Source organism: Rhizobium sp. P43 (genome assembly GCF_056730705.1).
Map to the genome: position 1 here is coordinate 2,723,862 of NZ_CM161539.1, position 21,527 is coordinate 2,745,388.

20 protein-coding genes are annotated in these 21,527 nt (G+C 62.5%); 13 read left to right on the plus strand and 7 right to left on the minus strand.

Annotated features, from left to right (window positions below):
* Positions 1-2 precede the first annotated feature (2 nt).
* A complete protein-coding gene (locus AC1PUL_RS13725; RefSeq protein WP_298466134.1) occupies positions 3-689 on the plus strand; it encodes a L,D-transpeptidase in 687 nt (228 codons plus the stop codon).
* Between the two features lie 76 nt (positions 690-765).
* Here the strand turns inward: AC1PUL_RS13725 and AC1PUL_RS13730 are convergent, their stop codons facing one another.
* The 5 genes from AC1PUL_RS13730 to AC1PUL_RS13750 form a co-directional block, all read right to left on the minus strand.
* Positions 766-1,239 carry a hypothetical protein gene (locus AC1PUL_RS13730; protein WP_480464716.1) on the minus strand — a complete coding sequence of 158 codons (474 nt, stop codon included), beginning with the start codon at positions 1,237-1,239 and terminating at the stop codon, positions 766-768.
* A 61-nt stretch (positions 1,240-1,300) separates the two neighbouring features.
* Positions 1,301-2,614 carry a glycolate oxidase subunit GlcF gene (gene glcF / locus AC1PUL_RS13735; RefSeq protein WP_480464717.1) on the minus strand — a complete coding sequence of 438 codons (1,314 nt, stop codon included), beginning with the start codon at positions 2,612-2,614 and terminating at the stop codon, positions 1,301-1,303.
* Positions 2,615-2,663: 49 nt separating this feature from the next.
* The gene (locus AC1PUL_RS13740; RefSeq protein ID WP_480464718.1) at positions 2,664-3,044 is read right to left on the minus strand and encodes a DUF4870 family protein; all 381 of its coding nucleotides are present in this window, start codon (positions 3,042-3,044) and stop codon (positions 2,664-2,666) included.
* 12 nt (positions 3,045-3,056) lie between these two features.
* A complete protein-coding gene (locus AC1PUL_RS13745; RefSeq protein WP_480464719.1) occupies positions 3,057-4,250 on the minus strand; it encodes an FAD-binding protein in 1,194 nt (397 codons plus the stop codon).
* A gap of 277 nt (positions 4,251-4,527) precedes the next feature.
* A complete protein-coding gene (locus AC1PUL_RS13750; protein ID WP_480464720.1) occupies positions 4,528-5,961 on the minus strand; it encodes an FAD-linked oxidase C-terminal domain-containing protein in 1,434 nt (477 codons plus the stop codon).
* Between the two features lie 138 nt (positions 5,962-6,099).
* Here AC1PUL_RS13750 and AC1PUL_RS13755 point away from each other — a divergent pair, with 138 nt between their 5' ends.
* Positions 6,100-6,996: a LysR family transcriptional regulator gene (locus AC1PUL_RS13755; protein WP_480464721.1), complete on the plus strand. Its 897-nt coding sequence runs from the start codon at positions 6,100-6,102 to the stop codon at positions 6,994-6,996.
* Here AC1PUL_RS13755 and AC1PUL_RS13760 read toward each other — a convergent pair.
* Both AC1PUL_RS13760 and AC1PUL_RS13765 read right to left on the minus strand, forming a co-directional pair.
* Complete coding sequence (locus AC1PUL_RS13760; RefSeq protein ID WP_480464722.1) at positions 6,993-8,411, minus strand: DUF6880 family protein; 1,419 nt, start codon at positions 8,409-8,411, stop codon at positions 6,993-6,995. The two genes, AC1PUL_RS13755 and AC1PUL_RS13760, sit on opposite strands and share 4 nt — an antisense overlap.
* Positions 8,412-8,477: 66 nt before the next feature.
* Positions 8,478-9,749 carry a DUF3422 family protein gene (locus AC1PUL_RS13765; protein WP_480464723.1) on the minus strand — a complete coding sequence of 424 codons (1,272 nt, stop codon included), beginning with the start codon at positions 9,747-9,749 and terminating at the stop codon, positions 8,478-8,480.
* A gap of 165 nt (positions 9,750-9,914) precedes the next feature.
* On the opposite strand from AC1PUL_RS13765, the gene AC1PUL_RS13770 reads away from it, so the two are divergent.
* The 11 genes from AC1PUL_RS13770 (at position 9,915) to AC1PUL_RS13820 (ending at position 21,515) form a co-directional block, all read left to right on the plus strand.
* Entirely contained in the window at positions 9,915-10,739 is an 825-nt protein-coding gene (locus tag AC1PUL_RS13770; RefSeq protein WP_480464724.1) for a FadR/GntR family transcriptional regulator, read from the plus strand.
* Positions 10,736-11,509 (plus strand): (Fe-S)-binding protein, encoded by a 774-nt coding sequence (locus AC1PUL_RS13775; protein ID WP_480464725.1) that lies wholly within the window; start codon positions 10,736-10,738, stop codon positions 11,507-11,509. Before AC1PUL_RS13770 ends, AC1PUL_RS13775 begins: the two co-directional genes overlap by 4 nt.
* Positions 11,510-11,533: 24 nt before the next feature.
* On the plus strand, positions 11,534-12,958 hold the full coding sequence (locus AC1PUL_RS13780; RefSeq protein ID WP_480464726.1) for a LutB/LldF family L-lactate oxidation iron-sulfur protein: 1,425 nt from the start codon (positions 11,534-11,536) through the stop codon (positions 12,956-12,958).
* A 3-nt stretch (positions 12,959-12,961) separates the two neighbouring features.
* On the plus strand, positions 12,962-13,645 hold the full coding sequence (locus AC1PUL_RS13785) for a LutC/YkgG family protein (protein WP_480464727.1): 684 nt from the start codon (positions 12,962-12,964) through the stop codon (positions 13,643-13,645).
* A 108-nt stretch (positions 13,646-13,753) separates the two neighbouring features.
* The gene (locus AC1PUL_RS13790; protein WP_480464728.1) at positions 13,754-15,091 is read left to right on the plus strand and encodes a glycosyltransferase family 4 protein; all 1,338 of its coding nucleotides are present in this window, start codon (positions 13,754-13,756) and stop codon (positions 15,089-15,091) included.
* Complete coding sequence (locus AC1PUL_RS13795) at positions 15,088-15,837, plus strand: HAD-IIB family hydrolase (RefSeq protein ID WP_480464729.1); 750 nt, start codon at positions 15,088-15,090, stop codon at positions 15,835-15,837. The genes AC1PUL_RS13790 and AC1PUL_RS13795 overlap by 4 nt, the downstream gene beginning before the upstream one ends.
* Positions 15,838-16,021: 184 nt before the next feature.
* Complete coding sequence (locus AC1PUL_RS13800; RefSeq protein WP_480464730.1) at positions 16,022-16,531, plus strand: NUDIX hydrolase; 510 nt, start codon at positions 16,022-16,024, stop codon at positions 16,529-16,531.
* A gap of 177 nt (positions 16,532-16,708) precedes the next feature.
* Positions 16,709-18,214, plus strand: a complete 1,506-nt coding sequence (locus tag AC1PUL_RS13805) for an inorganic phosphate transporter (RefSeq protein WP_480464731.1) — start codon at positions 16,709-16,711, stop codon at positions 18,212-18,214.
* A gap of 19 nt (positions 18,215-18,233) precedes the next feature.
* Entirely contained in the window at positions 18,234-18,971 is a 738-nt protein-coding gene (locus AC1PUL_RS13810) for a 16S rRNA (uracil(1498)-N(3))-methyltransferase (protein ID WP_480464732.1), read from the plus strand.
* 143 nt (positions 18,972-19,114) lie between these two features.
* Positions 19,115-20,488: a glutamate--cysteine ligase gene (locus AC1PUL_RS13815; RefSeq protein ID WP_480464733.1), complete on the plus strand. Its 1,374-nt coding sequence runs from the start codon at positions 19,115-19,117 to the stop codon at positions 20,486-20,488.
* Positions 20,489-20,600: 112 nt separating this feature from the next.
* A complete protein-coding gene (locus tag AC1PUL_RS13820; protein ID WP_480464734.1) occupies positions 20,601-21,515 on the plus strand; it encodes a DUF937 domain-containing protein in 915 nt (304 codons plus the stop codon).
* Positions 21,516-21,527: the final 12 nt, after the last annotated feature.

Below are 21,527 nucleotides of genomic sequence, written 5' to 3' on the forward strand. Positions count from 1 at the left end.
TTATGTTCAACACGACTTTCCGCAAGGCGGCTGTGGCGATGATCGCGCTGACACTCGCCTTGCCGGCGCCCGCCAGCGCCATCAGCCTCAATCGCATCCAGACGACCAGCGACGTGACGCTCGTTGCGCAGCAGCGCAAGGAAGTGCCTGAGAAGTTCAAGCGGAAGGTTGTGCGCCTGACGACGGACGAGAAGCCGGGCACAATCATCATCGATACGAACAACAAGTTTCTCTACTATGTCGAGGGCAACAACCGTGCGACCCGCTATGGCGTCGGCGTTGGTCGCGAAGGCTTCGGCTGGTCGGGCGTGGTGAAGATCGGCCGCAAGGCGGAATGGCCGGAATGGCGTCCGCCGGCAGAAATGCGCCGCCGCGAAGCCGCCAAGGGCCATATCCTGCCGGTCGTGCAGGAAGGCGGTCCGGACAATCCGCTCGGCGCGCGCGCGATGTATCTCTACAAGGGCGGCCGCGACACGATCTTCCGCATTCACGGCACCAATCAGCCCTGGACGATCGGGCTCAACATGTCCTCGGGCTGCATCCGCATGATGAACAAGGATGTCGAACATCTCTATGAGCGCGCCGATATCGGTACCAAGGTAATCGTCATCGGCCCCGGCAACCGCCAGGGCGACGTTTCCTTCGATGATCAGGGCGTGGACATTCTGCGCACTATCTTCGGCGGCTGAGCGAGACCCATCGGAAGAAATTCAGACGGCCGCATCGCGAGAAGCGGCCGTTTTCATTTCAAGTGGGTTTATCCGTTCAGCGCTTGATGTCGCAGAAAATGTCGCCCTCGTGGGAGAGGATCTGCTCGCCGCCGACGGCGCTGCCCATCTTCAGCTTGACGACCTTCAGGTCGTAGCGCCCGGTAAACCGCTTTGCGGTGCTTGAACTGCGATCGGTGATCATCGCCATGGACACGCGGTACAGCGGATCTCCTTCGGGGGCAAAGGCATGGATGCTGAAGCGCAGATCGCGCTCGTCGATCCAGTATTGTTTCAGCATTTTCGAGGTGATCTGGAAGCGCTGGAAGCCCGCTGGCGCCGCCTTGTCCTTCACGCCGGCCATGCCGCGGAAATGGACGATCCTTTCCTGATCCTTGTTGCTGAAGCCGCTTTCCAGCGACATGTCGATCACGCTATCGGATGTGGCGCAGTAAATGCGCTCGATCGCCATCGCCGGTGTCACCCAGGGACACAGGAACAGGAATGCGATAGCAAATGTCTTTCTCGCCATGATGGCATCCCGGGATGCCTCATCCCGGGACAATTATTGCAGCAATCGCTTAACAATTCGCTCAAACCGACGCCCGGCGATCAAGCGCCTTGGGTCGCGGCCCACCATAGGCCCAGTTCAGCAGCTCGACCGTGTGGACAACCGGAATGCCCGTGGCGGAACCGATCTGGGTCATGCAGCCGATATTGCCGGCAGAGATGATGTCGGGTTTCGTCGACTCGATGTTCTTGACCTTGCGCGCCTTCAGCCGCGCCGAAATCTCCGGCTGCATGATGTTGTAGGTGCCGGCAGAACCGCAGCAGAGATGGCCTTCCGGCGGGTCCTTCACCGTGAAACCCGCCGATTTCAACAGCAGTTTCGGCGCCATGGTCACCTTCTGGCCGTGCTGCAGGGAGCAGGCGGAATGATAGGCGACGGTCAGGCCCTTCGTCTCCGCAATCGGCAGATCGAGGGTGGAGAGATATTCGGTAACGTCCTTGGCGAGCGCCGAGACCCGAGCCGCTTTTTCCGCATAGGCCGGATCGAGGCGCAGCATGTGGCCATAGTCCTTGATCGTCGTGCCGCAGCCCGAGGTCGTGACGATGATCGCATCGAGACCGCCGTCTTCGATCGCGCGGGTCCAGACATCGACATTGCGGCGGGCACTGTCGAGCGCCTGCTCTTCGCGGCCCATATGGTGGACAAGCGCACCGCAGCAGCCTTCGCCCTGGGGCACGACAACTTCGACGCCGAGGCGGGTCAGCAGCGAGATCGCCGCTTCATTGATGCCGGGATCGAGGACGGGCTGGGCGCAGCCGGTGAGGATCGCCACACGGCCACGGCGGTTGGCGGCCGCAGGATGGGTTGCGGGCTTGGCGAAATCAGACGATGGTGGAACGCTCGATGGGGCGAGCCTGAGCATCGCGGCCATGGGCTTCAGGGCTTTGACCTGGTCGAAAAGGCCGGCAAAGGGGCGACCGAGGGCAGCGAGTTTCAAGGCCAGGCGGAAGCGGCCCGGATAGGGCAGGACCATGGCCAGCATGTTGCGCGTCAGCCGGTTCATCAGCGGGCGGCGATAGGTTTTTTCGATGTGGATGCGGGCGTGGTCGACCAGATGCATGTAGTCGACGCCGGAGGGGCAGGTCGTGGTGCAGGCGAGACAGGAGAGACAGCGGTCGATATGGGTGACGACCTGCTCGTCCGCCGGACGGCCATTTTCCAGCATATCCTTGATCAGGTAGATGCGGCCGCGCGGGCTGTCGAGCTCGTTGCCGAGCGTCACATAGGTGGGACAGGTGGCGGTGCAGAAGCCGCAATGCACGCATTTGCGCAGGATGCTCTCGGCTTCCGCGACATGGGGATCGGCGAGCTGCTCGGCGGTGAAATTGGTTTGCACGCTAGTCCTCCATGGGGGCGGCCAGCACGACCGCTCCGTTCACGCGATTTCAGATCCACCAGCTCTCAGGACGGGAAATTGGTTCGCCGGCCGAGGCCTTTTGCAGGCCGATGACACAGCGCACCACGATCCAGATGGCGACTGCGAAGATCAGGATGATGCCGATAAAGGCGAGCATCAGGATGCTGGCGATCAGGGCGTAAAGCAGTCCGATCCAGAAGGTCCTGATGGCATAGGTGTAGTGGGTATCGACCCAAGGCTCGCCCTTGCCGCGGTTCACATAGGCCATGATCAGCCCGACGATGCCGGTGAGGCCGACGACGAAGCTGACGAGATAGAGGCAGTAGACCACCTGGACATTGAGGCGGCCCGGCGAGAACCAGCCTTCGCCTCCGGAGGTCGCGGGCGGCTGGTAATTGGGATCAGTCATGACAAAACTCCTTCACGTCATCAGCCCGGGATTGAAGATCCCGTGCGGATCGAGTTTTGCCCTTATCCGGGCGGAAAGCAAAGCCACCGCCGAAGCCTGCGGTTCGAAGGTTGCGACTTCGGCGCGGATCTGGGGAGCGCCCCTGACGAGCGTCGCGTGACCGCCGCCAAGAGTGCGGATGCCGTGGCGCAAGACCTCGGCCTCGGGATCGGCCTCCATGCGCATCCAGACGAGCCCGCCCTGCCAGTCGTAATAGGCATCGATGCCGGCGCGCAGCCGCAAGCCGGCGACCAGCTTCCAAGCTTCCGATGGCGCCATGGACACACGCCAGAGCGGGCGCGCCGTGCCATCGGCATAGGGCATGACATCGCGGATTTCGCGCCAGAGGGTCTTCGAGTGCTCCGCGTCAAGGCGGCTGACCGGGCCAAAGCCTGCCATGGCCACGGCCAGCTTTTCGGCCCGCACGGCAACCGAGGCCTCCAGGCCTTCCAGGCGCATCACGGTGGCGGCACCTTCCGGAAGCTTGCCACCGATGAAGCGGCCGCGCACGCTTTCCGGCAGATGGGCGGCACCCGAGACTTCGACGGAAAGCGACAGGGCGGCGGCGAGCGCCTTCATCGCCTGCTCGTCCTCAAGACCGGAGAGAACAAGGGTGGTCGAGGTCTTCGCCACCGGCAGGACCTTGAAGGTGACTTCGGTGAGGAAGCCCAGCGTGCCGTGGGAACCGGCGAGCAGCTTGACGAGATCGAGGCCCGTGACGTTCTTCATCACCTTGCCGCCGGCCTTGACGACATCGCCGGCGCCATTGACGAAACGGACACCGAGCAGGTGGTCACGGGCGGCCCCTGCCGTGAAACGACGGGGACCCGAACTGTTGACGGCAAAGAGGCCGCCGATGGTGGGTGTGCCGGAGGTGCCCATGGCGCCGCGATGGTCCATGGGCTCGAAGGCCATGCCCTGCCCGTTTTCGGCAAGGGCTGCCTCGATCTCGGCCACGGGCGTTCCCGCCCGGGCGGTGATGACCATTTCGGCGGGGTTGTATTCGACGATGCCTGTGAGGCCGGCAGAGGACAGGGTGGTTTCTGCGGCGACGGCATTGCCGAAGCCCGCACGGGTGCCTCCGCCGCGGATTTTGAGCGGGTATTTGCTGGCCGCGTGCTCGCGGATCATGTCTGCCGCTTCGGCTTCGGTTGCGGGGGTCAGCATGGGGTGGCCCCTTCATGTCGCGGCGAAAGCCTACCCCCCTCTGCCCTGCCGGGCATCTCCCCCTCAAGGGGGGAGATCGGAAAACAGCAGGTGCCGCGCCCTTCAACAAAAATCGAAAGCGGTCGGTCGTGGTTCATGGATTTTAGCACCACGGCAACTCCTGCTTTCGTCACGGACGCGGAGGATCGAGCGGCCGCCACAGCCAATCTCCCCCCTTGAGGGGGAGATGCCCGGCAGGGCAGAGGGGGGTAAGCCAGGGACACGAGAGACATGAGCATCATCCCCTGCCCTCCAGCGGAAAGACCTTGGAGGGATTGAGGATCCAGTCCGCATCGAAGGCGGAGCGCACGGCCATCTGCTGGTCAAGATCGATCTGGCTGAACTGGTGCAGCATCAGGTCGCGTTTTTCGATACCCACGCCATGTTCACCGGTCAGGCAGCCGCCGGCATCGACGCAGAGTTTGAGGATCTCCATGCCGGCGGCTTCGGCTTTCGCCGCGTCATCAGGGTCATTGATATTGTAGAGAATCAGCGGGTGCATGTTGCCGTCGCCGGCGTGGAAGACATTGGCGACGCGCAACCCGTAGCGGTCGATGATCTCGGAGGTCTTGCGCAGCACGTAGGCGAGCTGGCTGAGCGGCACGGTGCCATCCATGCAGATGTAATCGGCGATGCGACCGGTGGCGCCGAAGGCGGATTTGCGGCCTTTCCAGATAAGAGCGGCCTCCGTCGCCGACTGGCTTTCGCGCACGGTCTTCACGCCATGGCGTTTGGCAATCTCGACGATCGAGGCCAGCATGGCGTCCATCTCGGCCTCGGATCCCTCGACCTCGACGATCAGCAGCGCTTCGACATCCAGCGGATAGCCAGCCTTGGCGAAGGCCTCGCAGATCTCGATGGCCGGCTTGTCCATGAATTCGATGGCAACCGGAATGATGCCGGCACCGATGACATCGGCGACGCAGGAGCCGGCGGCCTCGGCGCTATCGAAGCCGAAAAGCACGGGGCGTGCGCCTTCGGGCTTGGCAAGCAGGCGGACGGTCGCTTCCGTGACAACGCCGAGCTGGCCCTCCGAACCGCAGACGAGGCCGAGCAGGTCGTAGCCCTCGGCATCAAGATGCTTGCCGCCGAGATCGATGATCGTGCCATCGACGAGGACCATTTTCACGCCGAGCAGGTTGTTGGTGGTGACGCCGTATTTCAGACAGTGGGCGCCGCCGGAGTTCATGGCGATATTGCCGCCGATGGTGCAGGCGAGCTGCGAGCTCGGATCGGGGGCGTAGAAATAGCCGTCGGCGCCGACCGCATCAGAAATCGCAAGGTTGGTGACGCCGGCCTGGACCGTGGCGCAACGATTGGCGTAGTCCACCTCGAGGATGCGCGTCATGGCGGACAGGCCGAGGACCACGGCGTCCTCCTGCGGGATGGCTCCGCCCGACAGCGAGGTGCCGGCGCCGCGCGGGACGACGGGAATGCCGTAGCGATGGCAGTATTTCAGCACGGCCGCGACCTGCGCTGTGGTCTCCGGCAGGACGACGGCGAGCGGGCGGCGGCGATAGGCGATGAAACCGTCGGTCTCAAAGGGCACCAGCGCCGTCTCCTCGGCGACAAGGCGACCCGCGGGCACCAGCTCCTTCAGGTCGGCAAGGATCTCGGCGCGGCGCGACAGGACTTGCGCTCTCGGCGGCAGAAAGGCGATGGCCTCGCTCATGATGGTCTCCTCCCCATGTGCCGCGATCCTAGCGGCAGGACGTCCGCCACTCAACTGGTCTAATTTTCTTACCACTAGGACTTTCGCAGGGCAAATGCTATGCACTTATGACCAAATCGGAAAAAATGGCAGCCACTCATGACCAATCTCGGTGATCTCGAAGTCTTCGTCCGGGTGATCGCGGCCGGCAGCATGTCGACCGCGGCGCGCGACCTCGGCCTTTCGCCTGCCGTTGTTTCCAAGCGCATCAAGCGGCTGGAGGACAAGCTCGGCACGCGGCTTTTGCAGCGCACGACGCGGCAGATCTCGCTGACGGAGGCGGGCCAAGGATTTCACGAGCGGGTGCTGACGGTGCTTGGCGGGTTGGAAGAGGCAGAGGCCTTCGCTTCGGGCCGCTCGTCAGAGGTCAACGGCACGTTGAAGATCTCGGCATCGACATCATTCGGCCGCATGCATGTCGCGCCGCACTTGAAGCCCTTCATGGAGGCGCATCCGGATCTGGCGATCCATCTGGTGCTGTCGGACGAGTTTACCGACATCGTCGGCGGCGGCTTCGACCTCGCCATTCGTATTGCGGAGCTCAACGATTCCTCGCTGGTCGCGCGCCGGCTCGCCCCGGTGCGTCGCGTGCTCTGTGCATCGCCTAACTATCTCGCCGAACACGGGACGCCTGCGACACTGGATGACCTGAAGAAGCACCGCTGCCTGCCGGCGCATAACCACGATTCCTGGCGCCTGGAAGGGCCGAACGGACCGGTGACACTGAGGCCGGAGGGCATGCTGATCACCAATTCCAGCGAAGTGCTCCGCGAAGCAGTCATCGCGGGCCTCGGCATTGCGCTGCGCTCCACCTGGGACGTCGGCGCGGAACTGAAGAGCGGCAAGCTGGTGCAGGTCTTGCCGCAGTATGAAAGCTCGCGCAATGTGGCGCTGTCGGCCGTTTATCCAAGCCGCCAGTTCCTGCCGGCCAAAGTGCGGCTGTTCATCGACTATCTTGCAGAGCTTTACGGGCCGGTGCCATATTGGGAGCGCTAGGACGGCGCCGACAACCCACCCGGCACCGAACTCCAAAAACCGTATTTCTTCGAATGATTGCGCCTGAGCTCTGCAAGAAAGGCAGCATGCGTCGAGAGGCCGTGGCCTTCGGGCAGGTTCGGCATGAGGCGTGCGAGTTCGCCGACATAACGGCCGGCATAAGGGTAGGCCATGCCGATGCCGCGCCGCAGGATATCCTCGACCAGCACACGGTAGAGCACAACGGCGGCCAGCGGCTCTCTCGCGGCAAGCGCTTCAGCGGCGGGGGCGAGGTCGTCGTAGTGGCGGCCTTCCCAGTCGTGGCTGTGGCGCAGGACATGGGCTGCGGCGAGATCGAGACGCGGCCAGGCGAGGAAGAAATCGAGGGCGAGGTAGATGTCCTCGTGCTCCGTAGCCAGCGCCAGTGCCCGGTCGAGTTCATCGAACTCGGCGAAATCGTCGAGCTTCGAGAGGTAGAGCTTCAGCACGGATGGATCGAGGGTCTCAGTAAACTCGCGCCAGCGCAGTTCCTGGGCGTCCTCGCGACGCTTGAGCTTTTCGAGGATTTCGGCTTCCAGCAGACGGCGTTCATGGGCGCCGCAATCGGGTCCGACGGAGGCGAGCACGCCATTGACCGGGATGAGGCGCATACCGCGCGGGCGCTCGCGCACCCATTCCAGCGCATCTTCGAAACGGCCGGTCTGATGCAGCAGGCTGGCCACGGCGAGCGTATCGCGGCGATTGTCAGGCTTCTGGCGTTCCAGCGCGAGGAAATCGTCGATATCGCCCTGATGCAGAGCCAGCGACTGCAGGAGATCAAGGGCTCCGAGCTTCAAGGGTTCTGAGGGGACGACCTCCGCCAGAACCTTGCGCCATGCCGTCGCCGCCGGGGCTGAAACGACACCGGCAAGGGCGCGCAGGAAACCGGTATGCTCACCGTAGCGATCGCGCAGACGCAGACGCTCGATCTGCGGGACCAAGAGTGCCTGCTCCTCGGCGCCCACTGTCTTGATCAGTTCAAGGGCGGCAAGCTCGGTGTCGTCAAAGACCTTCCACAGGCGGGCACTATCGGCGACAAGGCGCGCCGAGAGCGAAAACCGCAATCCGATGAAGCGCAGGATGCGTTCCCCCGCTGCCTGCGGCTCGACCAAGCCGAGTTCCGAGAGGATGTTTCGCGCAAGGGCGGCGAACTCGACGGCCATGTCGCGCGCCCGCGCCTTGTTGATGCGGGTCGTTGCCTGGTCGATGGCGTCGAGGCGCCTGTCGATCAGGCGGGCCATCTCGTCCGGGCCGGTCTCGCCGGCCAGCGCCGTCTGCAATCGGGCCTTCAACGCCTTGTTGGCGGCAGCTTCCTCCAGAAGGATATCGACGAGTTTCTCGAGCCCAAGGCCTGATAGCCCCTTCTTGTCGAGTTTCGCCTTGGTCTGCTTCGCCATTCTGCCCGTTACCTGCCGCTTTGCGCGATCTTATATCGATCGGCAGGGCGCGTCAGCAAGAGCTCATCAGCCGTCCCGCTCATGGCTCTTCCGGATGCGGCGCACCACCCACCAGACGCCGAGTACGGCGAGCGGCACCGAAAGGCCGGTTATGATGGCCGGGTCGAAGGGCAGAGCGTCATGCGGGATGGCCTTGACGGCGTATCCCACGAGGCCGACGACATAGTAGGAAATCGCGGCGACCGAGAGGCCTTCGACCGTCTGCTGCAGGCGCAGCTGCATTTCGGCGCGGCTGTTCATGGCGGTCAGCAGGTCGGAGTTCTGGCGTTCCAGCTCGACATCGATCCAGGAGCGAACCAGCGCCGTGGCGCGCGAGAGTTTTCGCGAGAGGTTGGCCTGGCGCTCCTCGACCGACTGGCAGGTACGCATGGCGGGGGCGAGGCGACGCTCCAGGAAGGCGCCCAGCGTTTCGTGGCCCGGCACCGGCGTTTCATCCAGCGTCTTGATGCGCTCGCGCACGATGCCGTCATAGGCGCGACTTGCGCCGAAACGGTAGAGGCTGAGCGCCGCATTGGCTTCGAGCTCGGCGGCTAGACGCGTGAGTTCGGATAGCATCTCGTCGGACTCGTCGCGGGCATGGGCCTTCATCCGCTGGGTGACGGCGGTCAGGCCGTCCTCGATGCGGCGGATCTCGGGCGACAGCGTCTGGGCGAGCGGCAGGCCAAGCATGGCCATGGTGCGATAGGTCTCGATGTCGAGCAGGCGCTGGACGACGGCGCCGCGACCGGCCTCGGTCATGCCTCTGTCTATCACGAGGATCTGGGTGAGCCCGTGGCCATCCTGGCGGAAGTCGGTGAGAACGGCAGCCTGACCGTTCTTCAACTCGCTGTAGCAGAGGCTGGCGGGATCGAAGATGTTGCGGGCTTCCAGCGTCTCCGGACCCTCGGGTCTCAATTCCAGACGGATGCCCGAAATCAGCGGGCCGGGGGCCATGAAGCCGTCGCCGAAGGGATGGACGGGCACTTCGCCACCGAATTTTTCCGGCAGCGGGCCGTCCCAGAACCAGGTGGAAAACTCGGTATGCCGCTCCCAGCGCAGCGTCCCCTGCCCCCAGGCGAGCGAGTGATAGCGCCCGTTCTTCTCTGGCGGGGCGACGCCGCGAGCGCGGGACAGTTCTGATATCGCGGCATGATGGACCGCCGAGCCGCCATCCATCATGAAGGCAAGCTGAAAGATCACGCGGCCGGATTTGACCAGCGCGTAGGGTCGCGCATGGATTTCGCCGAGTGCCAGCGCCCGTTCCGGCGCCATTGGAAATGCAAAATCACCCTTTGCCACGCCGACCGTCTCCCTTGCCCGGACGACAAGCTAGCAGTGCGTCCGCCTCAGCGCAAAGGTGCAAACGTCACAGCCCCGCTTTGAATGGAATTGCCGAATAGTCAACTGGACAAGAAAGTTGACCACTTGTCACTCTGCTTGCTATGAAACGGCATGGAGCGAGGAATGATCGAAAGCGACCAGACACTGTTTTCCGGCGTGAGCCACAGCCGCACGGCTGACGAGGTGGTGCAGCAGATCGAGCTGTTGATCCTCGACGGCGTACTGCGCGATGGCGACAGGTTGCCGGGCGAACGAGAACTGGCGCAATCACTCGAAGTCTCCCGGCCGATCCTGCGTGATGCGCTGAAAGAACTGGAGAACCGAGGGCTGCTGGTCAGCCATCATGGCGGCGGCACATTCGTTGCCGACATCATCGGCCAGGTCTTTTCCAAGCCGATCACCGATCTCATTTCGCGGCATGCCCGCGCCACGCGCGACTATCTTGAATATCGGCGCGAGCTCGAGGGGCTGACGGCGGAGTTGGCGGCCCAGCGGGCGACGGACACCGACAAGGCGCTTTTGTCCCGGATCATCGAGGACATGCGTCATGCCCATGGGACCCAGGAGCCGGATGATGAACTGGCGGCAGATGTCGAATTCCACAATGCCGTTGGTGAAGCCGCCCACAACATCATCCTCCTGCATACGATGCGGGCCTGCTATCGGCTGCTGTCGGAGGGTATTTTCTTCAATCGCAAGGCCGTCTTCTCGCTGCCCAATGCGCGGGAACAGCTTCTGGACCAGCATGTGGCAATCCATGACGCGATCCTGGCCGGCGACCCGGCGGGCGCCAAGGCTGCGGCCCAGGCGCATATCGACTTCGTCATGCGGGCAGCGGATGAAAGCGCGCGCGCCGGCGAATGGGGACGGGTCGCGAAACTGCGGCTGATCCGGCGTGATGGGCGCGGCACCCGCACCGGCAATTCCAAGACGGAGACGAAAGCGTGAGCGAAATCCAATCGCGGCCGAAGGTCGGCCTGTTTGCCACCTGTCTGGTTGATCTCTTCCGGCCGAGCGTCGGCTTTTCGGCGGCAAAGCTGATCGAAGATGCCGGCTGCGACGTGCATGTGCCGTTCGCCCAGACCTGTTGCGGCCAACCGGCTTACAATTCCGGCGACACGAAGGATACGCGCGATCTGGCAAGGCAGGTGATCGAGCAGTTCGAAAGCTTCGACTATGTCGTCGTGCCCTCGGGTTCCTGCGGCGCGATGCTGAAGATGCACTATCCCGAACTGTTCAAGGGCGACGTCCTCTGGGAGGAGCGCTGTCGGCGCTTCTCGGACAAGGTGTTCGAGCTCGTTTCCTTCCTGACCGACGTGCGCGGCATGACACGCGTACAGGCGCAGCTCGACAGAACCGTGACCTATCACGACAGCTGTTCGGGCCTGCGCGAGCTCGGCATATCGAAACAGCCGCGCGCACTGCTTTCGAGCGTCGAGGGGCTGGACCTCAAGGAAATGGCAGGGCCGGATGTCTGCTGCGGGTTCGGCGGCACCTTCTGCGTCAAGTATCCCGACATCTCCGGCAAGATCGTCTCGAAGAAGACGGCGATGATTGCCGAGACCGGCGCCGAGCTGCTGCTTGCGGGCGACATGGGCTGCCTGATGAACATGGCGGGCAAGCTCAAGCGCGAGGGCTCATCCATCGAGGTGCGGCATGTTGCGGAGGTGCTGGCCGGCATGACCGACGGGCGGCCGATTGCCGGCAGTGGCAAATAACAGACACGAAGGGAGGACGAAGGCATGCAATTCACCGCCCCGCAGTTCAAGGACAATGCCGCCAGAGCGCTGGCCGACGGCCAGTTGCAGAAAGCGCTGACCAATGTCGAGAAGGGCTTCATCGCCAAGCGCGCGGCCGCCGTGGCCGCCCTTCCCGAATTCGACGCCCTGCGCGACAAGGGCCGCGAGATCAAGAACCATACGCTCGCCCATCTCGACCTCTATCTCGAAGCCTATGAGCGCAAGGTGACGGCATCAGGCGGGCATGTGCATTGGGCGGAAAGTGCCGAGGATGCGCGCCGGCTGGTGCTCGACATCTGCCGGCGGGTCGGGGCGAAGACCGTGACCAAGGGCAAGTCGATGATCACCGAGGAAATCAACCTCAACGACTTCCTCTCCGAGCATGCGATCGAACCGGTCGAGACCGATCTCGGCGAATACATCATCCAGCTTCGCGGCGAACATCCGAGCCACATCATTGCGCCGGCGGTGCATCTCAACAAGGAGCAGGTGGAAGAGGATTTCCGCCGGGTGCATACGCATCTCGACCCGAAGCGCGATCTGGCGGCACCGGAAACGCTGCTATCGGAGGCGCGGCAGGTGCTGCGCAAGCGCTACTTCCAGGCCGATGTTGGGATCACCGGGGCCAACTTCCTGATCGCCGAAACCGGCACTTCCGTCATCGTCACCAATGAGGGCAATGGCGACCTGACCCAATCGCTGCCGAAGGTGCATATCGTCGTCGCTTCGATCGAAAAGCTGGTGCCGACGCTGGAGGACTGCTCGCAAATCCTCAGGCTTCTCGCCCGCTCTGCGACGGGCCAGGACATCTCGGTCTACACGACCTTCTCGACAGGACCGCGCCGGGCCGAAGATCCGGATGGACCTGAGGAGTATCACGTCATCCTGCTCGACAATGGCCGTACCGCCATGCTCGGCAGCGAATTCCAGGACATGCTGCGCTGTATCCGCTGCGGCGCGTGCATGAACCACTGTCCCGTCTATCACGCGGTCGGCGGCCATGCCTATGGTTCGGTCTATCCGGGACCGATGGGAGCTGTTCTGACACCGTCTCTCTTCGGCGTCGACGTCTCAGGGCATCTGCCGAATGCCTCGACCTTTTGCGGGCGCTGCGAAAGTGTTTGCCCGATGCATATTCCGCTGCCGAAGATGATGCGGCACTGGCGCGAGCGTGAGTTCGAAAAGCATCTCAACCCGGCCACGGCGCGTTATGGACTGGGTGTCTGGGCCTTTTTCGCCAAGCGGCCGAAGCTCTACCGGCTGGCGACCTCCATCGGTGCGCGCATGCTGTCCGTTCTCGGCGGCAGACGCGGGCGGATCGCCGCCCTCCCCTTCGCCTCGGGTTGGACCAGCGTCCGCGATCTGCCGGCACCGGAGGGACAGACCTTTGCCCAGCAATGGGCCGCACGTCAGAAGCAGGGAGCCTGACCCATGGACAGCCGCCAGGCCATTCTTTCCCGCATCCGCACCTCGCTGAAGGTGAGCACAGGCGACACTGATCGTGCCGCAACCGTATCGACACGGCTTGCCGAGCGTCCACGCGGGATTATCCCGAAGCGCGGCCAGCTGCCGGCCGAGGAGCGGCTCGCGCTCTTCATCGCCATGGCCGAGAAATACAATGCGACGACGGAGCGGCTCACCTCGCGCGAGACCCTGCCGCAGTCGGTCGCCGAGTATCTGAAGCAGCGTAATCTGCCGGCCTCGATCCGGATCGGCGCAGACAACCGGCTTGTGAACCTGCCCTGGCAGAGTGCCGGGGCGCTTGAGATCCTGAATGGCGCCTCTGATGGCAACGACCTCGTCGCTGTCAGCCATGCCTTTGGCGGTATTGCCGAGACCGGTACGCTGTTTGTGCTCTCCGGCCCCGACAATCCGGTGACGCTGAATTTCCTGCCCGACCACCATATCGTCGTCGTCGCGGCGTCTGACATCGTCGGCGACATGGAGAGCCTCTGGGCCAATCTGCGCACTGCCGAGGGGGACGCGATGCCCCGAACAGTCAACCTGATCACCGGACCTTCACGCTCGGCCGACATCGAGCAGACGCTACTGCTCGGGGCGCATGGACCCCGCGCCTTGCACATCGTGATCGTGGGAGATGCGGTCGTAACTTGAGTTTACGGCAAAGTCGAAAAAGTTCCCTAACCCTGATTAAATGGAACAATCGTGTCGTGGAGGCGTTTCCAATGCTCTTCAGACGAACGAATTTTCCAGAGTGGGGTTATGGCTGTATCAACGGATCCGCATGAGACGCCGCGCATTGCGCTTGTTTCAACACATGGCTATGTGGCCGCCCAGCCGCCTCTGGGGGCGGCCGATACCGGCGGGCAGGTGGTCTATGTTCTCGAACTTGCCAAAAAGCTCGCACAGCTCGGGCACAAGGTCGATATCTTCACCCGCCGCTTCGAAGACCAGCCCGAGATCGACGAGGTGGACGAGAATGTCCGTGTGGTGCGCATTCCCTGCGGCGGCCGCGACTTCATCGCCAAGGAATACCTCCACCGTCATCTAACCGAGTGGAACGAGAAGGCGCTGCGCTGGATCAAGCGTGAGGGTCTCTCCTATCTCTTCATCAACAGCCATTACTGGGACGCAGGCGTTGCCGGGCAGCGTCTGTCGGAAGCGCTCGGGGTGCCGCATATCCACACGCCGCATTCGCTCGGCATCTGGAAGAAGCGGCAAATGGAGACCGACTATCCCGAACGGGCGGACCGCTTCGAGCAGGAGTTCAATTTCAAGGAACGCATCCAGCACGAGCTGATCGTCTATCGCAGCTGCCAGCTGGTGATTGCCACCACTCCCATCCAGCTGGACATGCTGATCGAGGATTATGGACTGGCACGCAATCGCGTCCACATGATCCCGCCCGGTTATGACGACAACCGCTTCTATCCCGTCTCGGAAGCCTCGCGCAAAATGCTGAGGCAACGGCTCGGCTTCGAGGGTACGACAATCCTCGCGCTTGGACGTCTCGCGACCAACAAGGGCTATGATCTGTTGATCGATGCCTTTGCCGTGCTGGTGGAGCGGATGCCCGAAACGCGACTGCGGCTCGCCGTTGGCGGCGAAAACCTCGATCAACAAGAGGAGACACTGCTCTCCCAGCTGAAGCAGCAGGTTGTCGAGCTCGGCATTACAGACAAGGTCGATTTCTCCGGCTTCATCCCGGACGAAGATCTGCCCGACATGTATCGGGCGGCCGATCTTTTCGTCTTGTCGAGCCGCTATGAACCCTTCGGCATGACAGCGATCGAGGCGATGGCGAGCGGCACGCCGACGATCGTCACGATCCATGGTGGGCTGTTCCGCGCGGTCAGCTACGGCCGGCATGCGCTGTTCGCCGACCCGTTCGACAAGTATGATCTCGGCATCACCATGATGAAGCCGCTCAAGCATCCACGGCTTTATGGCCGCTTGTCACGCATGGGCGCCCACAAGGCTCGCAGTCTGTTTACCTGGACCGGGATTGCCCAGCAGCTGGTGGCTCTTGTCGAAGGCCGTCCCGTGGCGCAAGCTCTGGAGGAAAGCGACTGGGCAGAGCCATGGAACGACGGGGATTGAAACCAATACGCCTGTTTTCGTCCGATCTGGACGGAACGCTCGCTGGCGATCGCGAAGCGTCGATCGAATTCGCGCGTTTGTGGCAGGCTCTGCCGGAGCGTGAGAGGCCGCTGCTGGTCTATAACAGCGGTCGTTTGATCGAGGATATCCTGGACTTCACGGCAGCCGAAGGATTGCCGAAAGCCGATGTCCTGATCGGTGGCGTCGGCACCATGGTGCATGCGCACGACCACCCGCATCTGGCGGATCAGTACACAGCGTTTATCGCGGAGGGTTTTGACGTCGATTTGATCGAGGTCGAGCTTGTCATGATGGAGCGGCTTACCCGTCAACCGGCGCAATATCAGCATGCCTACAAATCGAGTTGGTATCTCAATGGCGCAACGGCGGAAGACATTCGAGAACTGGAAGACTTGCTCGCCCGTTCGGGCCATCGCACACGAGTTGTCTATTCCAGTGATCGGGACCTGGATGTGCTTCCGGAGATGGCTGACAAGGGGCGTGCTCTGACCTGGCTCTGCGAGGAACTCGGGATCGGGTTGGACGAGGTCGTCGTTGCCGGAGATACCGGCAATGACCGAGCGATGTTCGAACTCGATGGTGTGCGCGGCATTCTGCCTGGCAATGCGCTTCCCGAACTCGTCAGCCTGGCACAGGCCAGATCCGGCATGGTTTTTACACAGGGCATGGCTGCCCGGGGTGTGATCGATGGGCTTAGGCAATTTGGTGTGTTGGCGGCATGCTGAGCTTTTCACATGTCGCGAAAAGGCGAAGTCCGGGTACTGGATGTCGCATTGAAATGAACGCTCGTGGTTCACACCTGTTAGGCAGCAATAGCCATCGTGTGAAAAGCGTTGCTTTGGAACGCCTGGCGTCGTGCCTTACCGGTATTTTGGCGTATTCTGATCGACGAATCGAGGTGCAAGTTCATTGGGTATCATCGGCCGCATCACATCTGACCTCAAGCTCATGCTGCAGCGTCCGCCGCGGCAGCAGTTTGCTGCGATCTGTCACAGGATACGCAAGAAGACCGGTGAGCTGGAGGTGCTGTTGATCACCAGTCGGGATACCGGGCGCTGGGTCATTCCGAAGGGCTGGCATATGCCGGGGAAACAGCCGCATGCCATCGCAGAACGCGAGGCATTCGAGGAGGCCGGCATCAAGGGCAAGGCGGGTCTAGAGCCTGTCGGCTATTACACTTACATGAAAAAGATGCGTGGCGGCCATAAAGTGCCGACCCGCGTGCAGGTCCATGCGCTCGACGTAAAGGGCGCGGCGAAAGAGTTCCCGGAAAAAGGTGTCCGACGCCTGGAATGGGTCAGCTGCGAGGAAGCGGCAGCCCGCGTGGACGAACCCGAATTGAAGTCTCTCTTCCTTGAGTTTGCCAAGCTGACACAAAACGCAGCGCCGATCGCAAAAAAGGCTGCAGAACGCGCCTAAAACAGACTGTCACAAAACTGTCATATTGCAGCGAGGACCCTTTGTCGCTAGGGCCTTCTGCGACCCGATGACTTATGCCGTCACGAGCCTCTGGCCAACGAACCAGGCGTCATCATCTGCCGCGACCAAGAGTGAATGAGGAAACCGGAAGGCAACCTCTTCCGGAGACATCTCACCATGGGCAAGCCAAAGCCGAAACTCGTGAAGCCGACCCTCGACAAGGATCTCGACAAGATCGCCCATGTCGAGGAAGCGGCCCATCATGTCTCACGCGGCTTCGCCCCGCTCGGCATCGGTCTGATCTTCCTGGTGCTTGCCACGGTGCTGGCGGGTGCTGCGGTGATGGACCGTCCAGGTGCAGCGATCATCATCGCAGCGGCAGCGATTGGTGCCTATATGGCCATGAACATCGGCGCCAATGACGTGACCAACAATGTCGGTCCGGCCGTCGGCTCCCGCGCCATGAGCATGGGTGTCGCACTGGCGATCGCCGTGGTCTTTGAAACCGCTGGCGCGATGATCGCCGGCGGCGACGTCGTTTCGACGATCTCGCGCGGGATTGTCGACCCGACCAAAATGCCGAATGCCGATGTCTTCATATGGGCAATGATGGCGTCACTCCTGTCCTCGGCGCTCTGGGTCAATCTGGCGACCTGGATTGGCGCGCCTGTTTCGACAACCCATGCCGTTGTCGGTGGCGTGCTGGGCGCAGGGGTCGCGGCAGCCGGAATGTCTGCGGTCAATTGGGGCGTCATGGGCGGGATAGCCGCAAGTTGGGTGATTTCGCCCGTGCTCGGCGGCATCATCGCCGCGCTCTTTCTCGCCTTCATCAAGGAATTCATCATCTATCGCGAGGAAAAGATCGCAGCGGCGCAGCGTTGGGTGCCGGTGCTGATCGGAATCATGACCGGTGCCTTCCTCGCCTATCTGGCGCTGAAAGGGCTGAACAAGCTCATCTCCATCAGCCTTTTGCAGGCCTGCCTGATCGGGCTGGCTTTTGGATTGCTGTCGTGGTGGCTGAGCGTGCCGCTGATCCGCAGACAATCGCAAGGGCTGGAAAACCGCAATCAGTCGCTCCGAAAGTTGTTCAAACTGCCACTGATCTTCGCGGCTGCCCTGCTCTCCTTCGCCCATGGCGCCAATGACGTGGCGAATGCAATCGGTCCGCTGTCGGCGATCGTGCATGCCGCGCAGGACCATGAGATTTCCGGAGAGGTTACCGTACCGCTCTGGGTCATGGTCATCGGCGCTGCCGGCATCTCGCTTGGCTTGCTTCTTTTCGGTCCGCGCCTGATCCGGCTTGTCGGCGAGCAGATTACCAAGCTCAACCCGATGCGCGCCTTCTGCGTCTCCCTTTCAGCGGCGATCACTGTGATCGTCGCATCGGCCCTGGGTCTGCCGGTCAGCTCGACGCATATTGCCGTCGGTGCCGTTTTCGGCGTCGGCTTCTTCCGCGAATGGTACACGCGCAACTCCAAGCGGCGCATGGAATACATGCGCAACAAGGCGGAGCGTTTCGACATCGAGCCGAAGCCGGAGCGCAATTCGGAGGAGATCCGCCGCCGCTATCTCGTGCGCCGTTCGCATTTCATGACGATCGTCGCTGCCTGGATCATTACCGTTCCGGCATCCGCGGCTCTTGCAGCGCTGCTTTATTGGGTTATGTCTCAGCTCGCTCTTTGATCCCTCAGACGAGACCATCATGCGTGCCAATTACCGGATGCAGCGGCTTTATGTGACCGCCGACCTCAGCTTGAACCAGGCCTTCGAGGCGACGGCTGAGCAGTTCAACTATCTCGCCAATGTGTTGCGCTTCGAGGAAGGGGCCGAGCTTCTCATCTTCAACGGACGGCATGGCGAGTGGAAGGCGCGCGTGCATTTTCCGACGCGCAAGAAGATCCTGATCACGCCCATCGAAGAGACGCGACCGCAGCCGGAAGATTGCGACCTGCAGTTCCTGTTTGCGCCGCTGAAGGTCGGCCGGATGGATTATCTCATCCAGAAGGCGGTGGAGATGGGGGCCGGCGTGTTGCAGCCGGTGATGACACAGCATGTGCAGGGCAAGATCGGCAGCATCGAGCGGCTGCAGGCGAATGCGGTGGAAGCCGCCGAACAATGCGGCATCCTGGCCATCCCCAGGGTTACCGAGCCAGTCAAGCTTCGTGACCTGCTGGACCACTGGCCTTCAGACCGCCGGATCATCTATTGCGACGAGGACAGCGCGACGCAAAATCCCCTGCCCGCACTCTCGCAGATCAAGGAGAAATCGCTGGCATTGCTGGTCGGACCGGAAGGTGGGTTTTCGGATGAAGAGCGCAGCCTTTTGCGCTCTTTGCCCTTCGTGACGGCCATTCCGCTCGGTCCCCGTATCCTGAGAGCCGACACCGCAGCCGTTGCCGCTCTGGCCGTCGTACAGGCTGCCATCGGCGACTGGCGCTAGCCTTCAGATTGCACGTTCCCTCGTTCCAGTTTTTTGAGCCGTGCATGAGAGATTTTCACTTGCACGGCACATAAATCCGGTTCAATCAGCCACAGTGATGGGCTCCTTCCTGCCCACCGACGACGCCCAGCAAGGTAGCTTTCATGGCCCGTGACACCACCGACCAGACCCCCCTCGGCACTCTCGACGACATGGCTGCCTATATGGCTGCCGGGTCCAAGCCGAAGGAGAAGTTCCGGATCGGCACCGAGCATGAGAAGTTCGCCTTTTTCCGGGCTGACAACAGCCCCGTTCCCTATTTCGGAGCCGCCAGCATCTCCGCGCTTCTCAAGGGCATGCAGGAAAAGCTCGGCTGGGAGCCGATCATGGACGGTGAGAACATCATCGGTCTTGGCGAGCAACACGGCATGGGCGCGATTTCGATCGAGCCGGGCGGCCAGTTCGAACTCTCGGGCGCACCGCTTGAGACGCTGCACCAGACCTGCAAGGAATCGAACCAGCATCTCGCCGTGCTGCGAGACGTGGCCGAGCCCATGGGTATCCGCTTCCTCGGCATCGGCGGCAGCCCGAAATGGTCGCTGGCCGAGACGCCGCGTATGCCGAAATCACGCTACGACATCATGACCCGCTACATGCCGAAGGTCGGCAGCCAGGGTCTCGACATGATGTATCGGACCTGCACGATCCAGGTGAATCTCGACTTCTCCTCGGAAGCCGACATGCGCCAGAAGATGCGGGTGTCGATGAAGCTGCAGTCGCTGGCGACCGCGCTGTTCGCCTCCTCGCCGTTCACGGAAGGCAAGCCGAACGGGCTTCTCTCCTGGCGCGGCGACATCTGGCGCGACACCGACAACCGCCGCGCCGGCGTCTTGCCTTTCACATTCTCCAAGGACTTCTCCTTCGGTGATTATGTCGCCTGGGCGATCGATGCGCCGATGTATTTCATCGTGCGCGACGGTCGTTATCACGACTGCACCCACATCACCTTCCGGCAGTTCATGGATGGCGCGCTGAAGGGCGAGATCGCCGACTGGGAACCCCAGCAGGGCGACTGGACCAACCACCTCTCGACCCTCTTCCCGGATGTGCGACTGAAGCGCTTCCTCGAAATGCGCGGCGCCGATGGCGGCCCCTGGCGGCGTATCTGTGCCCTACCGGCCCTCTGGGTTGGCCTGCTCTATGACGAGACGGCGCTTTCCGCCGCAGACGATCTGACCGCCGACTGGACGGTCGAGGATGTGGTCGCCATGCGCGATGCCGTTCCTGCGCAGGGGTTGAAGGCCTCGGTTGCCGGACGCCCGCTGATGGAGGTGGCTCGCGAGGTCGTGGAGATGTCGCGCGCTGGCCTCAAGGCCCGTGCCCGCCTGAACGGCGACGGCCAGGACGAGAGCGTGTTCCTCAACACGCTCGACGAAGTGCTGGCCAAGGGCACCACGCTGGCCGACGACATGCTGGCCCTCTATCACGGGCGCTGGAACGGATCGGTGGAGCCGGTTTTCGAGGAATATCAGTACTAAGCAGATCGGCTGGAGCAACCGCGCATTTCAGCATGCCGGCAAAAAGCGGTTTGCCTGAGGGCCTTTCCGGATATAGTGCGGAATCATCTGCACGCATCCGGGGAGAATTGCCATGCTGCCACTGTTCGACATGATGCTGCAGGCTCAGAACGGGACCGCCATGGAGGCGATGGCCAAGCAATTCGGCCTCGCCCAGGAACAGGCGGCCAAGGCGGTGGCGGCGCTGATGCCGGCCTTTGCCTCGGGTTTCAAGCGCAACGCCACCAATCCCTATGATTTTTCGGCCCTCGTCCAGGCGATGACCTCTGGCAACTACGCCAAATATTTCGAGGACATGAGCTCGGCCTTCACGCCGCAGGGCATTGCCGACGGCAACCAGGTGCTGCAGCAGCTTTTTGGTTCCAAGGAAGTCTCGCGCGCGATTGCGGCGCAGGCGGCCCAGTTCACCGGCATCGGGCAGGACATCTTCAAGCAGATGATGCCGGCCATGGCGGACGCGCTGATGGGCGGCCTCTTCAAACAGGCCACCGGACAGTTCACCGGAGCCAATGCCTTCGCCGGCACGCCCATGGGCGCCATGATGCAGCAATGGCTGGAAAGCACCGGGCTGCAGCCGAAGCACCAGCCGCAACCGGCGGCGGCCATGGCGGCGGCGATGTTTGACAATCCCTTCGCGCGGGCCTTCCAGGAGATGATGGGCGGGCAGAAGAAGCCAGAGCCCCAGGCCGCGTCCAATCCGTTTCTCGACAACCCCTTCACCAAGGCCATGCAGGACATGGCAGCCAGTTACACGGCGCAAATGACAGGCAAGCCGGTGGAAGCGGCCAAGCCTGCTCCCGAAGCAAAGACGCCGGAGAAGGAAGCTCAGGAAAGCTTTGCGGCCATGGTCAACACCATGTTCGACAGCGGCCTCGAAGTGCAGAAAAGCTATCAGAAGAGCATGGAGCAGATCTTCGACACCTATCTGTCGGCTTCTCGTCAGGGCGCCGCAGACCCGGCGGAGCCTCCTCCGGACGCCAAGGGCTGAGCCGCAGACACA

Coding starts and splice junctions, on each gene's coding strand:
- AC1PUL_RS13725 (WP_298466134.1), top strand. CDS start 3: ATGTTCAACACGACTTTCCGCAAGGCGGCTGTGGCGATGATCGCGCTG.
- AC1PUL_RS13730 (WP_480464716.1), bottom strand. CDS start 1,239: ATGGCGAGAAAGACATTTGCTATCGCATTCCTGTTCCTGTGTCCCTGG.
- AC1PUL_RS13740 (WP_480464718.1), bottom strand. CDS start 3,044: ATGACTGATCCCAATTACCAGCCGCCCGCGACCTCCGGAGGCGAAGGC.
- AC1PUL_RS13745 (WP_480464719.1), bottom strand. CDS start 4,250: ATGCTGACCCCCGCAACCGAAGCCGAAGCGGCAGACATGATCCGCGAG.
- AC1PUL_RS13750 (WP_480464720.1), bottom strand. CDS start 5,961: ATGAGCGAGGCCATCGCCTTTCTGCCGCCGAGAGCGCAAGTCCTGTCG.
- AC1PUL_RS13755 (WP_480464721.1), top strand. CDS start 6,100: ATGACCAATCTCGGTGATCTCGAAGTCTTCGTCCGGGTGATCGCGGCC.
- AC1PUL_RS13760 (WP_480464722.1), bottom strand. CDS start 8,411: ATGGCGAAGCAGACCAAGGCGAAACTCGACAAGAAGGGGCTATCAGGC.
- AC1PUL_RS13770 (WP_480464724.1), top strand. CDS start 9,915: ATGATCGAAAGCGACCAGACACTGTTTTCCGGCGTGAGCCACAGCCGC.
- AC1PUL_RS13780 (WP_480464726.1), top strand. CDS start 11,534: ATGCAATTCACCGCCCCGCAGTTCAAGGACAATGCCGCCAGAGCGCTG.
- AC1PUL_RS13785 (WP_480464727.1), top strand. CDS start 12,962: ATGGACAGCCGCCAGGCCATTCTTTCCCGCATCCGCACCTCGCTGAAG.
- AC1PUL_RS13790 (WP_480464728.1), top strand. CDS start 13,754: ATGGCTGTATCAACGGATCCGCATGAGACGCCGCGCATTGCGCTTGTT.
- AC1PUL_RS13805 (WP_480464731.1), top strand. CDS start 16,709: ATGGGCAAGCCAAAGCCGAAACTCGTGAAGCCGACCCTCGACAAGGAT.
- AC1PUL_RS13810 (WP_480464732.1), top strand. CDS start 18,234: ATGCGTGCCAATTACCGGATGCAGCGGCTTTATGTGACCGCCGACCTC.
- AC1PUL_RS13815 (WP_480464733.1), top strand. CDS start 19,115: ATGGCCCGTGACACCACCGACCAGACCCCCCTCGGCACTCTCGACGAC.
- AC1PUL_RS13820 (WP_480464734.1), top strand. CDS start 20,601: ATGCTGCCACTGTTCGACATGATGCTGCAGGCTCAGAACGGGACCGCC.